Annotated in this window: 12 protein-coding genes; 8 read left to right on the top strand and 4 right to left on the bottom strand. The window is 49.0% G+C overall.

Features of this window, described 5'->3' with window-relative positions; all coding sequences use genetic code 11:
• Positions 1 to 10: 10 nt before the first annotated feature.
• Together serC and Q0757_RS13230 are read right to left on the bottom strand one after the other, a co-directional pair.
• Positions 11 to 1,096, bottom strand: a complete 1,086-nt coding sequence (serC, locus tag Q0757_RS13235; protein ID WP_298788107.1) for a 3-phosphoserine/phosphohydroxythreonine transaminase — start codon at positions 1,094 to 1,096, stop codon at positions 11 to 13.
• A gap of 35 nt (positions 1,097 to 1,131) precedes the next feature.
• Complete coding sequence (locus Q0757_RS13230) at positions 1,132 to 1,560, bottom strand: HIT family protein (protein ID WP_298788105.1); 429 nt, start codon at positions 1,558 to 1,560, stop codon at positions 1,132 to 1,134.
• Between the two features lie 175 nt (positions 1,561 to 1,735).
• Here Q0757_RS13230 and Q0757_RS13225 point away from each other — a divergent pair, with 175 nt between their 5' ends.
• Both Q0757_RS13225 and Q0757_RS13220 read left to right on the top strand, forming a co-directional pair.
• Positions 1,736 to 2,482: an ABC transporter ATP-binding protein gene (locus Q0757_RS13225; RefSeq protein ID WP_298788103.1), complete on the top strand. Its 747-nt coding sequence runs from the start codon at positions 1,736 to 1,738 to the stop codon at positions 2,480 to 2,482.
• A complete protein-coding gene (locus Q0757_RS13220) occupies positions 2,479 to 3,690 on the top strand; it encodes an ABC transporter permease (RefSeq protein WP_298788102.1) in 1,212 nt (403 codons plus the stop codon). The genes Q0757_RS13225 and Q0757_RS13220 overlap by 4 nt, the downstream gene beginning before the upstream one ends.
• A 46-nt stretch (positions 3,691 to 3,736) precedes the next feature.
• Here the strand turns inward: Q0757_RS13220 and Q0757_RS13215 are convergent, their stop codons facing one another.
• On the bottom strand, positions 3,737 to 4,915 hold the full coding sequence (locus tag Q0757_RS13215) for a M20 family metallopeptidase (protein WP_298788100.1): 1,179 nt from the start codon (positions 4,913 to 4,915) through the stop codon (positions 3,737 to 3,739).
• Between the two features lie 211 nt (positions 4,916 to 5,126).
• Here Q0757_RS13215 and liaF point away from each other — a divergent pair, with 211 nt between their 5' ends.
• From liaF to hemH, 4 genes are all read left to right on the top strand, one after another.
• Entirely contained in the window at positions 5,127 to 5,918 is a 792-nt protein-coding gene (gene liaF / locus Q0757_RS13210) for a cell wall-active antibiotics response protein LiaF (protein WP_298788098.1), read from the top strand.
• Positions 5,919 to 5,986: 68 nt separating this feature from the next.
• Positions 5,987 to 8,143 (top strand): transglycosylase domain-containing protein, encoded by a 2,157-nt coding sequence (locus Q0757_RS13205; RefSeq protein ID WP_298788096.1) that lies wholly within the window; start codon positions 5,987 to 5,989, stop codon positions 8,141 to 8,143.
• A gap of 176 nt (positions 8,144 to 8,319) precedes the next feature.
• Positions 8,320 to 9,372 carry a uroporphyrinogen decarboxylase gene (gene hemE / locus Q0757_RS13200; RefSeq protein ID WP_298788094.1) on the top strand — a complete coding sequence of 351 codons (1,053 nt, stop codon included), beginning with the start codon at positions 8,320 to 8,322 and terminating at the stop codon, positions 9,370 to 9,372.
• Positions 9,369 to 10,301, top strand: coding sequence for a ferrochelatase (hemH, locus tag Q0757_RS13195; protein WP_298788090.1), 933 nt, complete (start codon positions 9,369 to 9,371; stop codon positions 10,299 to 10,301). Before hemE ends, hemH begins: the two co-directional genes overlap by 4 nt.
• Positions 10,302 to 10,350: 49 nt before the next feature.
• Here the strand turns inward: hemH and Q0757_RS13190 are convergent, their stop codons facing one another.
• Positions 10,351 to 11,304: an agmatinase family protein gene (locus Q0757_RS13190; RefSeq protein WP_298788088.1), complete on the bottom strand. Its 954-nt coding sequence runs from the start codon at positions 11,302 to 11,304 to the stop codon at positions 10,351 to 10,353.
• Positions 11,305 to 11,486: 182 nt separating this feature from the next.
• On the opposite strand from Q0757_RS13190, the gene Q0757_RS13185 reads away from it, so the two are divergent.
• Both Q0757_RS13185 and obgE read left to right on the top strand, forming a co-directional pair.
• On the top strand, positions 11,487 to 12,029 hold the full coding sequence (locus tag Q0757_RS13185) for a Spo0B C-terminal domain-containing protein (protein ID WP_298788086.1): 543 nt from the start codon (positions 11,487 to 11,489) through the stop codon (positions 12,027 to 12,029).
• A gap of 22 nt (positions 12,030 to 12,051) precedes the next feature.
• The gene (gene obgE, locus Q0757_RS13180; RefSeq protein ID WP_298788200.1) at positions 12,052 to 13,341 is read left to right on the top strand and encodes a GTPase ObgE; all 1,290 of its coding nucleotides are present in this window, start codon (positions 12,052 to 12,054) and stop codon (positions 13,339 to 13,341) included.
• Positions 13,342 to 13,362 lie beyond the last annotated feature (21 nt).

The following is a 13,362-nucleotide window of genomic DNA, read 5'->3' as shown; positions in this document are numbered from 1 at the left end:
GATTAAAAACCTACTGATGATTTTTTTGAAACGTAAGCATAAAGTCCTGAAGAGCCTGGCAGCTCTCTTTGGAAACAGCATTATAAATGGAGGCCCGGCATCCGCCAACGGATCGGTGACCATTTAATCCGACAAAGCCGGCCTGTTTAGCTTCAGCTAAAAATTGTTTATTTAATTCTTCATTAGGAAGGTTAAAGGTGACGTTCATGGAGGAGCGGCTGTCTGTTTCAGCATGGCCCCGGTAAAAGCCATTGCTGCCGTCAATAGTGTCATATAGGAGAGCTGCTTTTTCCTTGTTGCGCTGCTGCATGCCAAGGACGCCTCCACGTTCTTCGACCCATCCGAGTACTTCATTCAGCAGGTACACAGCGAATGTCGGAGGGGTGTGGAAAAGCGAATTCTTTTCCGCATGGGTATCGTAGCGCAGCATAGTCGGGGTATGTCCGGGAGCCTGGCTGACCCAGTCCTTTTTGACAATGACGACGGTAACGCCGGACGGGCCCAGATTTTTTTGTGCCCCGGCGTAGATCGCTCCAAACGAGGAGACCGGTACCGGCCGGCTTAAAATGTCGCTCGACATATCGGCGACTACCGGGGAAAGCCAGTTATAATCAAGCTCCTGCCACTGCGTTCCGAAAATGGTGTTGTTTGTGGTGATGTGTACATATTTATCGCGGCTGTCGAGCTGAAGGGCGTCAACATCAGGAATATGGGTGAAGTTTTGCTCTTTTGCCGAAGCCCCGACCCGGGTCTGGCCGATCATCTGCGCTTCTTTTAGTGCTTTTTCCGACCAGGATCCTGTTAAAATATAGTTAGCCGTTTCCCCGGATTGGAGTACGTTCATCGGAAGCATCGAAAACTGCAGGCTGGCTCCGCCCTGCAGAAATAATACTTCGTAATCCTCCGGAATATCGAGCAGGCTCCGGAGCCTCTCCTGCGCCTGATTATGCACCTGTTCATAATCAGCGCTCCGGTGGCTGAGCTCCATAACGCTCATGCCAGTATTGTTGAAATTAAGCATTTCCTTCTGGGCTTTTTCCAAAACCTCGTCCGGCAGGGCAGCCGGACCTGCATTAAAATTATATGCGCGTGACATATGATCTCTCCTTTTAGCCATCCATATTTATTTTTCTATAAACGATCGGCAATCCCTTTAGCCATATCGGCTAAATCAGCGCTAGTATACTGTTCGTTGTTGTCGGTGAATGTAAAAGAAAATCCATCGTTTTCTGTATAACGGGGGATGAAATGAAGGTGATAATGGAAAACGGACTGCGAGGCCACGCTGTTATTGTTATTTAGAAGATTCATACCGGCTGGCTGAAAGGCTTCTTTTATAGCGTTCGCAATCTCGGGAGCTTTTTTAAATAGAGCCGCCGCTGTTTCGGGATGGAGTTCATAAATATTTTCCTGATGATCCTTTGGAATTAAAAGGGTGTGGCCTTTCGTTGTCTGTCCCAGGTCCATAAATGCCAAAAGTTCGTCATCCTCATAGACGACAGAAGCAGGAATTTCCCCGGATGCTATTTTGCAGAAAATGCAGTCATCATTGTTGGCCATAGTGTTGATCTCCTTTCTAAACGTAAGTATATCTACTACCCTATTATACGTAGTTACAGTTTAGAGTTAAATGGAAATGTAAGAAGAAATGAATTCCTTTCAAAAATATACAAAATGCAATGAAACTGTGTAGAATATAAAAAGATAGTATTTATTTAGCTGAAGGAGCGTTTGTATGACAGCACTACTTAATATTAATCATATTACCGGCGGATACAATATCCACAAGCCGGTGCTCCATGATCTGGAATTTGATGTGGCCCCCGGGGAAATTGTTGGCTTAATCGGGTTGAACGGCGCCGGGAAAAGTACGACAATTAAGCATGTTCTCGGACTGATGGAGCCGGCGGAAGGCGAAATTTATATTAATAATAAAACCATTCATGAGGATGCAGAGGCATATAGGAAGCAGCTGGCATACATTCCCGAATCACCTATATTGTACGAGGAAATGACGCTCTGGGAGCATCTGCGCCTGACAGCCATGGCCTACGGAGTACCCGAAGGAGTCTGGGAGAAGCGAAGTGAAAGCCTGATGGAAACCTATCAGATGAGCCGGAGAAAAAACTGGTTTCCCAATCATTTTTCCAAAGGGATGAGACAGAAGGTGATGATCATGTGCGCCTTTTTGGTAGAGCCAAAGCTGTATGTGGTCGATGAACCGTTTGTCGGGCTCGACCCGGTAGCCATTAAATCACTGCTCGACATGATGGTGGAAATGAAGGAGAACGGAGCAGGAATTTTAATGTCCACGCATATTCTGGCGACTGCAGAACGCTATTGTGACCGCTTTGTGCTGCTGCATGAAGGACGTGTCGCTTTGAAAGGAACCATGAAGGAAATCCAGGAGCAGGCGGGAATGCCTGGAGCGAATCTTGATGATTTGTATATCGAAGTGACTAAAGGAGAAATCACATCATGACCGGAAAGTGGTGGAACGAGCGGGCAGGAGCTTTCTGGGGGAAGGCCGGGCGTTACCTGCGGTTAATCGGTAACAGCGGTTTTATGTTTGCGCTGTATATTCTCCTGTTTGCCGGAGCAGTGTTTTATCCGACTTTTCTGGACTGGCTCCCGCATTCTCCGTGGGTGGTGATTGCTCTTTGGCTGATTTTTTCTGTATTAACGCTTCGCGGGCCTATCCGGCCGTTTGTTCAGTCCGGAGACCTTGTATTTCTGCTCCCGCTTGAAAAACGGATGGCCCCATTCTTTAAAAAATCGATTCATTACTCAGCGGCTCTGCAGGGAGTGGAAGTGCTTGCCGCGTATATTGTTCTCGGCCCGGTTATTCAGGAACGCACCGCCGCCGGTGGCCCCGGCTATATCGGAATGCTGCTGCTTTTGCTCGTAATAACCTTTCTAACCACATTTATTAAATGGGAAGAATGGAAATGGCACAATCACACTCATCGTTACATATCTACAGCGATCCGCTGGGTCTGGCCGGCTCTTTTAATGCTTGCTGCCTGGTGGGGAAGCATTTTTCTGGCCGGTGCTGGTCTCCTTGGATTGATTGGGCACTGGCAGCTGGTAAAGAGGCGTTCTGCTTCCATGCTCCTGCGGTGGGAAGTGCTTCTCGAAGCCGAGAACCATCAGCTGGCTAAATTTTACCGTTTTGTTCAGTCATTTGCGGAAGTGCCCCATATTGAAGTGAAAATTAAACGCCGGCGCTGGCTGGCCTCACTTGTGGACAAATTCACCCATAAGCAGGAAAATACGTATTTGTATTTGTACGGCAAAGCTTTTGTGCGTTCGGGAGAATATGCAGGTATGTTTATCCGCCTGCTTGTAGTCTGCGGTCTGGTCATGTACGCCTTTGCCCCGGAATGGATGCGTCTTGGGATTGGAGGCTTGTTTCTTTATATGACCGCTGTACAGCTGCAGGCACTGAAAAGCCACTATGCCACGATTGACTGGCCGGATCTGTATCCTGTGCCTGTCAAGTGGAAGGAACAGGCGTTTATTACGTTCACGAGGGCTCTTTTGATGGTGCAGGGGGCAGGAATAGTCCTGCTTCATGCCTGGATCGGGCAGTCGCTTTTAGTAACGGCAGCGCTTGCTTTATTTGTGGCTGCCCTTCTTATGTATTATCCCCGGTGGGTTATCCGCAGAAAGCAAAAAGAGATGATATAAATGAAGACAGGCCCCCCTTTCCTTTGATGGAAAGGGGGGCCTGTGATTATGATGAAGGGCCGGGATATTCCAAAACGGCTCTTCCAATGACCTGGGCTGCGGTGAGCATCGCCCGTTCATCAATATCAAATTTCGAATGATGGTGTGGATACGTCGTTTCCCAGTCCGGATGGCCTGCTCCTGTGAAGAAATAGGTTCCTTTCACATGCCGTAGATAATGCGCATAATCCTCTCCAGCCATCGACGGGCTCATATACTCTGTCTTTTGGACTGATTCTGTTTTTTCAGCACATTCAGCAATAAAACGGGCTTCATCACGATGGTTGTCTACCGGGGGATAGCCGCGCAGGTATTCATAGTCGGCTTCGGCTCCGGCTGCTTCGCAGGTGCCGCGGACAATTTTTCCAATTTCTTCTTCGAATATGTCCCGCACGTTTTCATCAAAGCAGCGGGTAGTGCCGGTAAGCTTCGCGCTGTCGGCAATTACGTTAAAGGCGTTGACGGCTTCAAACGAGCCGACGGACAGCACTCCGGAATGAAGCGGATCGAGGCGGCGGCTGACAATCTGCTGCAGGCTGGTGACCACCTGGGAGCCAATGACGATGGCATCCTTGGTAAGATGCGGCTGGGCCCCGTGCCCGCCCTTGCCGCGAATCGTAATATGAAAACGGTCTGAAGCCGCCATCATCGGCCCTTCGCAATACTGGACAGTTCCGTAGGGCACCGTCGCCCATAAGTGCGTGCCAAAGATGACGTCCACCCCTTCAAGGCAGCCGTCCTGAATCATCTCAATTGCGCCGCCGGGGGCATATTCTTCCGCGTGCTGGTGGATGAAAACAACAGTGCCGCTTAAGCTGTGCCTTTCTTCCTGCAGGGCTTTAGCGAGGACAAGCAGGTACGCAGTATGGCCGTCATGCCCGCAGGCATGCATCACGCCGTCCGTCTTTGAAGCGAAAGGAAGGCCGGTGTTCTCCTGGATGGGCAGGGCATCAAAATCCGCCCGGAGAGCGATAACGGGACCGGGCTTTTCACCACGGAGCACGGCAGTAACACCGCGTCCCCCTACACCTGTACGCACATCATGCCCCAGCTGACGATGATAATCGGCTATGTAGGCAGGCGTCTGTTCTTCCTCAAAGGAAAGCTCAGGGTACTGGTGCAGGTACCTGCGAATCTCCACCATTTCCGGGTAAAGCTCTTCTAATCTGCTGAATAAATTATCCACAGAGGTTCACATCCTTTATTGAAACGTAATGAAAGAGAATGAAAATAGGTATGTCTCCGCTTAGGAGTAGCGTATAATGAATACATAAGCTGTATAGTATTTTCTTATCATACATGATCCTTTCTGGAAAATAAAATAGGGGAATCTGGAACGGACAGACATGCTGCTGCGTATATTTATAAAATCAGTAAAAGAAGGGCGGAAAGAGAGCATGAGCCAAAGAATCGGTTTTTTGGGACTGGGTATTATCATTGCCGGCGTAAGTATCGTATCTTCCCAGCTTGGTTTTGACGCTAGTTTATTCATATGGCCTATCATTGCATTAAGCCTTGCGTGCTTTTTTGTATACCAGCGGAATTACTGGCTCAGCGCTATGTTTGTCGGTTTCGCCCTGTTGCATATATCCAACCGGGCGGATGTGCCTTTTATATTTACAGCAGTAATCACTGTGCTCTTCCTAACGGGAATTATTCTGTTTTATTTCTGGTGGAGCAGCTCCAGGAGAGAGATAGATATTGATAAAGATCTGAATGCGTCTGAGGAAAAAAGCTGGCATGAAAGAAGCACCTCTTACGCGCATGAAGTGCGCCGGGCCGGGCAGGAACGGGAGCTTCCGGCACAGCACCGCTTTTTGGCAGGTCAGTGCGTCTATATAAAGAAGCCTTTCAGACTCCGTGAGGCCGCTGTCCAATACGGAGCCGGCGAGGTGATTATAGATTTTTCGAAAGCCAAAACAGAAGAAGAGACGCTGCCAGTGCGGATCAGTGGCATGGTCGGAAGCATTAAGCTTTTTGTTCCGGAAAACTGGGATATTAACATTGACGCAAAGACGCTTATTGGAGAAACGAAGGTGCTCGGCTATAAAGAAGAGGGTCTGAGGGCAGCGATGAAGGTAGAGCATAAGGCGAAGGAGCAGACACAGGTGACATTAAATATCCAGGCAGAGCTTGTTATTGGCAGCATTCAGGTTAAGTATGCAAAAAATCCAGCTGTTTCCGTGTAACTTAACGAAATGTCTGCCGACTAAAGCAGAGTGAAATATTTGTGCATAAAGCGAGGGTGGCAGAGCTCATGAATAAACGGAAATGGGGAAAACGGCTGCTGATAGCTGCAGCAGCTTTTCTTCTGATTTTTGGCATATATTTATCCTCCGTTGTAATCGGCGCTGCTGCGATCAGTGAAAAGCAGCTGACGATGAATGAAACAACGACAATAGTTGATGACAGCGGGGAACAATTAGCGGAGCTGTATTCAGAGGACAGAGAAGTTATTGAAGAAGAACAAATACCGGATCACGTAAAAGAGGCATTTATTTCCATTGAAGATATCAGGTTTTATGACCACCGTGGCATTGACCCGAGAGCGATTGCGCGTGCGCTTTACCGTGATATTTTAGCTGGCGGCATCGTGGAGGGCGGAAGTACGATTACTCAGCAGCTGGCAAAAAATGCTTTTCTCTCGAGTGACCAGACCTTCCTGCGTAAAACAAAGGAAGTGCTGATTGCTATGGGACTTGAAAAGAAATTCTCCAAGGATGAAGTAATGGGATATTATTTAAACCAGATATACTTCGGTCACGGGGCTTATGGCATTCAGTCTGCATCCCAGCAGTATTTCGGCAAAGACGCTTCTGATTTGAATGTCGAAGAAGGTGCTATGTTGGCGGCGATGGTAAAAGGACCAAGTAATTATTCGCCGGTGGATGAGCCGGAGGAGGCCAAAGAACGAAGAGATACCGTCATCGCTATCATGGAGCGTGAAGGGTACATATCAGAAGAAGAAAAAGCAACAGCAGCTTCTGCATCTCTTCCTTCGGGGCTCCAGGAACAGCAGACCCATCCAGAATACTATACGTATGTGGATATGCTCATGAAAGAAGCTCAGGAAAAATACAGCATTGAACCGGAAGAAATTTATAAAGGCGGCTACACGATTCAGGTGCCGATGAATGAAGAAATGCAGCAGGCTTCCTACAGCCTGATGCAGGAAGAGGCGTATTATCCGGACGGCTCAGAGGACGCGGAGAGTGCCTTCTTTATGATGAATCATAACACTGGCGGCGTGGTCGCTGTTCAGGGCGGCCGTGATTACGAACGACAGGGCATGAACCGGGCGGAGGTAAAGCGGCAGCCGGGTTCAGCCTTTAAACCACTGGCAGTGTATGGACCGGCCCTTGAATCCGGAGATTATGAGCCTTATTCGACACTCAAGGATGAACAACTGGATTACGACGGCTACTCTCCAAAAAATAATAGCGGGGAGTATCAGGGCGAAGTGACGATGAGTGAAGCACTGGAGCAGTCCATCAATACATCAGCAGTATGGCTTTATGATAAGCTCGAACGCAGCTCGACGAATGATTTTTTAGAGAAAACAGGCATCGAGCCGCAGGGGGACGGACTGGCGACGGCTCTTGGCGGTCTCGAAAACGGGGTCACCCCGGCTCAGTTAACAGAAGCCTATACGACGTTTTCAAACAATGGCACAAAAACTGAGCCGTACTTTATTACAAACATTAAAGATCGTAACGGAAATATTATTGTGGAACATGAAACAAAAGAGCAGGAAGTGATGGATCCGCAGAATGCATGGTACATGACCCGTATGCTCGAAAATGTAGTGGAAAACGGGACAGCATCAGCCGGAAACACCTCCTACGATTTAGCTGGCAAAACAGGAACCACTTCATTTGAAGCGGTGGAAGGCGGGGCTAGAGACGCCTGGTTCGCCGGCTATACACCGCAGTGGACCGGCACGCTTTGGATGGGATACGATCAGACAACTGAAGACAATTATTTAACCGGCGGCAGTTCCCATGCGGTTGAACTGTTCAAATCCATTTTAAACGAGACTCCAGCTGGAAGCAGCGCGGTAGAATTTGAAAAGCCGGAAGGGGTACGTGATCTGGAAGAGCCTGTGGAGCTTCCGGAAATTGATTCGCTTGAAGGGGATCTTACATTTGCCGGTGACGGTTTCTTAAACGTGGAGCTTACGTGGGAAGCGTCTGAAGACGATCGCGTTAATTACACGATTTACGAAGTGACGGATGGAGAACGTGAAGAGATCGACCAGGTCCGCGGGCAGGGGAGCTACACGATCCAAAATGCAAACCCGTTTAATTTAAGAGAGTATATTGTCGTCCCTTCCTACGAACCGACAAACCAGGAAGGCGAAGAGTCGAACACGGCAGAGGTACAGGCCCGTTCTATCTTCGGATTAGGAGGGTGATTGAGACTTAGAGGCAGCCTTGGCGGGCTGCCTTATTTTGTGCTGAACGTTCATGAATTTTTTATGAATGTTGCCGAAATGCACTATACATGACAGGATCGGACAGGTTATGGTAAAAACAGAAAAGGTGATTGCGCGAGCTTGAGTGGTGAGCAGGCAGAGAGGAAGTGCCCAAAATGAAAGAAACCTTATATAATAATACTTTTTTAGAAGCAGCAGGAGGAAACTACACTGGACACGTGCCGGTATGGTATATGCGGCAGGCAGGGAGGTCTCAGCCTGAATACCGTAAATTAAAAGAGAAGTATTCGCTGGTGGAAATTACTCATGATCCCGAACTGTGTGCTTATGTAACCCGGCTGCCGGTGGAACAGTATCAAAACGATGCGGCTATTTTATATAAAGACATTATGACCCCGCTGCCGTCTATCGGCGTAGATGTAGAAATAAAACCGGGCATCGGTCCGGTCATTGACCGTCCGATTGAAACGCTGGATGATGTAAAACGGCTTGGAACGCTTGAGCCGGAAAAGGATATCGACTACGTGCTTGAAACAATTAAGCTACTGCGTCAGCAGCTGAATGTGCCGTTAATCAGCTTTAGCGGGGCACCGTTTACACTGGCGAGCTACATGATTGAAGGCGGACCGTCAAAAAACTACCACCGGACCAAAAGCTTTATGTATTCGCAGCCGGACGCCTGGTTTGCATTGATGGATACACTGGGTGACATGGTGATTCGGTACGCTGGTGCTCAGATAGAGGCGGGAGCCCAGTCTATTCAAATCTTTGACTCCTGGGTCGGTGCCTTAAACGCCTCCGATTACCGCCAGTATGTGAAGCCTGTGATGACCAGAATATTTGCAGCTTTAGAAGAAAAGAATGTACCGGTGTCCATGTTTGGAGTCGGTGCCGGCCATCTGCTTGAAGACTGGAACGATCTGCCGCTCTCCATTATTGGACTGGACTGGCGGACCTCCATACTTGAAGCCAGAAACCGGGGTGTCACCAAAACGCTTCAGGGCAACCTGGATCCGAGTTTACTGCTTGCCCCGTGGCCGGAAATAGAGAAAAGAGCTGCCGCTATTATTGATGAAGGCATTCAGCATCCCGGATTTATTTTTAATTTGGGGCACGGGGTATTCCCGGATGTGAAGCCTGATACGTTGAAACGTTTAACAGCTTTCGTTCATGAATATTCGAAAGAACAGTTGGAGGGAAGACGATGAAAAAGAAAACCGGCCTTTTGGTGATGGCTTATGGCACTCCGAGAAGCCTCGACGAAGTAGAAAGCTATTACACTCATATCCGGCGCGGAAACAAACCGTCCGAAGAAGCCCTGGAGGATCTTGTCTCCCGCTATAAAGCAATTGGCGGAGTGTCCCCGCTTGCAAAAATTACAGAGGACCAGGCCTACGGTCTGGGTGAAGTGATGAACGAACGCCACCCGGAACGGGAATTTCACGTGTATATCGGCTTAAAGCATATTGACCCGTTTATCGAGGATGCTGTGGCTGAAATGAAAAAGGATGGCATCGAGGAGGCGTACAGTATTGTCCTGGCGCCGCATTTTTCGACATTCAGCGTAAAGTCATATAATGGACGGGCCCAGGAGGAATCCTCCCGTATCAACGGCCCGGCGATTCACAGTGTAGAAAGCTGGTACGACCAGCCGAAGTTTCTGCACTACTGGGCTGAACGGGTGCGTACCATGCTTGATGGGCTTGATGAAACGAAAACATGCGTTATCTTTTCTGCTCACAGCCTTCCGGAAAAAATCATCGCCAAAGGAGATCCTTATCCGGAACAACTGAAAGAAACTGCTCAGTGGATCGCAGAGCGCGCCAATGTTCAGCACTACGATATTGGCTGGCAGAGTGAAGGAAATACTCCGGATCCATGGCTTGGGCCGGACGTGCAGGATTTAACGAAGGATCTGCACCATCAACATGGCTATGAGGCATTCGTCTATTGCCCGGTTGGGTTTGTAGCTGATCATCTCGAAGTATTGTTTGATAACGATGTTGAATGTAAAGATGCCTGCGACAGTGTAGGAGCGGCATACTACCGGCCGGAAATGCCAAACAGTCAGCGTGAGTTCCTGGAGGCGCTCGGCGACGCGATTGATGCTTTAGTGGAACAGAAGGTTTCTTCATAATGTAAAAGAGCGCCCTTTCAAAATGATGAAAGGGCGCCTCTTTGTATTTTTATGCTTTTCCTTCCTGCTTTAATCTCCCGGCAAGTACGTAGAGCACAGCCAGCGTGACAAAATGAGAGGAAAAATCGTTTTGGTCCTGCTGCGGGTAGACTTCAACAAAATCCATGCCGCAGACACCGTGTATACCGAATTCATGAATAAGGGTGAGCAGCTGCTCGGGGCGGAGGCCGTTTGCATCCGCCGGGCCGCCTGGATTGTAAGCATAATCTAAAATATCGCTGCAGATACTTAAATATACTTCATCGGTCCCCTCAGAAGCAGTTTCGTAGACTTCCTTGGCAAATGCTTTTAAATCCGGAGCATTACGGATTTTATCGATAGTAATCGTGACAGCCCCCGCTTCTTTGGCTGACCTGCCATTGACTGCTTTATTGCGCGGGCCGTGAATGCCAAGATGCACGAGGCTCTCATTGCGCACCTGCTCGTATTCATACAGGCGCGCAAATGGGGAACCGCGCCCGAACTCGTCGCCCATCGATTCATCGTTATTATCAAAGTGGGCATCGATATGAATGATGCCGATTTTTTTTCCGGTAGTTTCACCAAGCGCCCGTATGACAGGATATGTGATGCCATGGTCTCCTCCGAGACCGACAGGAAAAGTGCCGGACGCCCATAAAGAAGAAGCGAATGACTGGATGGAGTCCATGGTGGCCGGGACGTCAGCCGGCGTGGTGGAAACGTCGCCGGCATCGGCGAGGCTGTAATGGCTGAGTACATCGATGCCGTCAAGCTCAGGCAGATAGCCGCTGTAGCGCTCGGAGCACTGGCGGATCACCTTCGGCCCCAGCTCGCAGCCTGTATACGCTCCCCAGGTTACCGCTCCCTCCCATGGCACGCCGTAAATAGTGGCCTGGTAGTTTGCTGCTTTCGATAAGTCTTTTGCTACTGAAGAAGCGTGAAGGAAGGTCGGTGTATTTCCGTAAATAAGTGGCCGGTTCATATATCAGCACCCTCTCTGTGTATGATTTTCAATGTATAGGGAGTGAAGAAGTGTACATGCCCGGATACGTTTACCACGTGACATGTGATACAATAAAGTGTACCATATGTGAGTAGTTTTGCGTTCGAAGCAGTGGAACAAACTGTACGACAGCGCGGTGAAGTGGAAAGGCGGTAACCTCTATGAAGGCTGAAGAAAAATTGGACGTATTGAAGCATTCCCGTCATGATTGGATGAATGTCCTGCAGCTTCTGAAAACACACGCTGCGCTTGGTAAAGTGGAGGAGCTACAGAAAGTAATCGAAAAAACGGCCTTTAAAGCATCCCACGAAGCCAAGCTTTCAAACGTACAGGCCCCGGCTTTTGCTGTGGAGTTGATTACGTTTCACTGGCAGGAACACTGGTTTTCCATTGATTTTGAGGTGGAGGATACGTTCAATGCCCAACCGGACGATCAAAAATGGACTGGTTTTTTTCAGGGTCTGGCTGCATGCATTGATGAGCAGGCCGGACGAACAAGAGAAAACCACCTCGAAATTTCCATCAACCAGAACGAGGGAGGGCTTGCGTGTCTGGAGCTCGATTTTGAAGGTGAATTGAAGAGTCCTGAGAGGCTCGAACAATGGATAAGAAAAGAGTCCGTAATGATAGATATGATTGAGTATATAGAAGTAAGCACAGAGCACCTATATTGCGTCATTGTCGATCAAACAGGCGGTCAGTAAGAATACTAATGAGGTGAAAGAGTTGTTTGTAGATCACGTAAATTTATATGTAAAAGGCGGCGATGGCGGAGATGGCATGGTCGCCTTTCGTCGGGAAAAGTATGTCCCGGACGGCGGACCGGCCGGAGGTGACGGAGGCAGAGGCGCAGATGTAGTTTTTGAAGTGGATGAAGGGCTTAGAACATTGATGGACTTCCGCTATCAGCGCCATTTTAAGGCAAAGCGCGGAGACAATGGAAGATCCAAAAACCAGCACGGCAGAGGCGGCGAAGATTTAATTGTCCGTGTACCGCCGGGCACAATTATCCGTGACCGCAGCTCGGAGGTCATGATTGCCGATTTGATAGAGCATAAACAGCGGGTAGTGGTGGCAAAGGGCGGCCGTGGCGGTCGTGGTAACACGCGATTTGCTTCTCCTTCCAACCCAGCCCCGGAAATCAGCGAAAAAGGCGAGCCGGCGGAGGAAAAAGACATTCAGCTTGAGCTGAAGGTGCTGGCAGACGTTGGTCTTGTCGGTTTTCCAAGCGTCGGTAAATCCACGCTATTGTCTATAGTATCAGCAGCACGGCCTAAAATTGCCGATTATCCATTTACTACATTAAAGCCGAATCTCGGCGTCGTGGATGCAGGAGAAGGAAAAAGCTTTGTCATGGCAGATCTCCCGGGACTTATTGCCGGAGCCCATGAAGGAGTTGGGCTTGGAGCCCAATTTTTGCGGCATATTGAACGGACGCGGGTGCTTGTGCATATTGTCGATATGGCCGGCGAACTCGAAGGCCGTGATCCATTTGAGGATTTTCAGCAGATTAATGCGGAGCTGCGGGAGCATAACCTCCGGCTGCTTGAACGCCCAATGGTAGTAATGGCTAACAAGATGGACATGCCGGGCACAGAGGAACAGCTTGAAGAGTTTAAAAAGAAGCTTCCGGAAGGCATTGAAGTATTTCCTGTCTCTACCCTTAGAAAGCAGGGCATTCAGCCGCTTCTGCAACGAGTAGCGGATCTGGTGGAAACGACTCCTGCCTTTCATTTATATGATGAAGAGGACCAGGAAGAAAAAGTGGTGTACACGCTTGATGAAAAAGAAGCTCCGTTTTACATCGGCCGAGCCGACGACGGTGCTTATGTACTGTACGGCCCGGACATCGAAAAACACTATAGAATGGCAGATCTTTCCCACGAAGATTCAATGCAGCGCTTTTCAAAGAAAATGCGTAACATGGGCGTCGATGAAGCACTTCGCGAGCGCGGGGCTAAGCACGGAGATACAGTAAGGCTGCTGGACTTTGAGTTTGAATTTGTTGATGGGTAATCAGTCAGTATAAATCAGAGT

This window comes from uncultured Marinococcus sp. (assembly GCF_947493875.1).
GTDB lineage: Bacteria > Bacillota > Bacilli > Bacillales > Marinococcaceae > Marinococcus.
Note: the sequence above shows the minus strand (reverse complement) of the source record. Positions and strands in the feature narration are given on the sequence as shown.

Coding starts and splice junctions, on each gene's coding strand:
- Q0757_RS13220 (WP_298788102.1), top strand. CDS start 2,479: ATGACCGGAAAGTGGTGGAACGAGCGGGCAGGAGCTTTCTGGGGGAAG.
- hemH (WP_298788090.1), top strand. CDS start 9,369: ATGAAAAAGAAAACCGGCCTTTTGGTGATGGCTTATGGCACTCCGAGA.
- Q0757_RS13185 (WP_298788086.1), top strand. CDS start 11,487: ATGAAGGCTGAAGAAAAATTGGACGTATTGAAGCATTCCCGTCATGAT.
- serC (WP_298788107.1), bottom strand. CDS start 1,096: ATGTCACGCGCATATAATTTTAATGCAGGTCCGGCTGCCCTGCCGGAC.
- hemE (WP_298788094.1), top strand. CDS start 8,320: ATGAAAGAAACCTTATATAATAATACTTTTTTAGAAGCAGCAGGAGGA.
- Q0757_RS13225 (WP_298788103.1), top strand. CDS start 1,736: ATGACAGCACTACTTAATATTAATCATATTACCGGCGGATACAATATC.
- liaF (WP_298788098.1), top strand. CDS start 5,127: ATGAGCCAAAGAATCGGTTTTTTGGGACTGGGTATTATCATTGCCGGC.
- Q0757_RS13190 (WP_298788088.1), bottom strand. CDS start 11,304: ATGAACCGGCCACTTATTTACGGAAATACACCGACCTTCCTTCACGCT.
- Q0757_RS13205 (WP_298788096.1), top strand. CDS start 5,987: ATGAATAAACGGAAATGGGGAAAACGGCTGCTGATAGCTGCAGCAGCT.
- Q0757_RS13230 (WP_298788105.1), bottom strand. CDS start 1,560: ATGGCCAACAATGATGACTGCATTTTCTGCAAAATAGCATCCGGGGAA.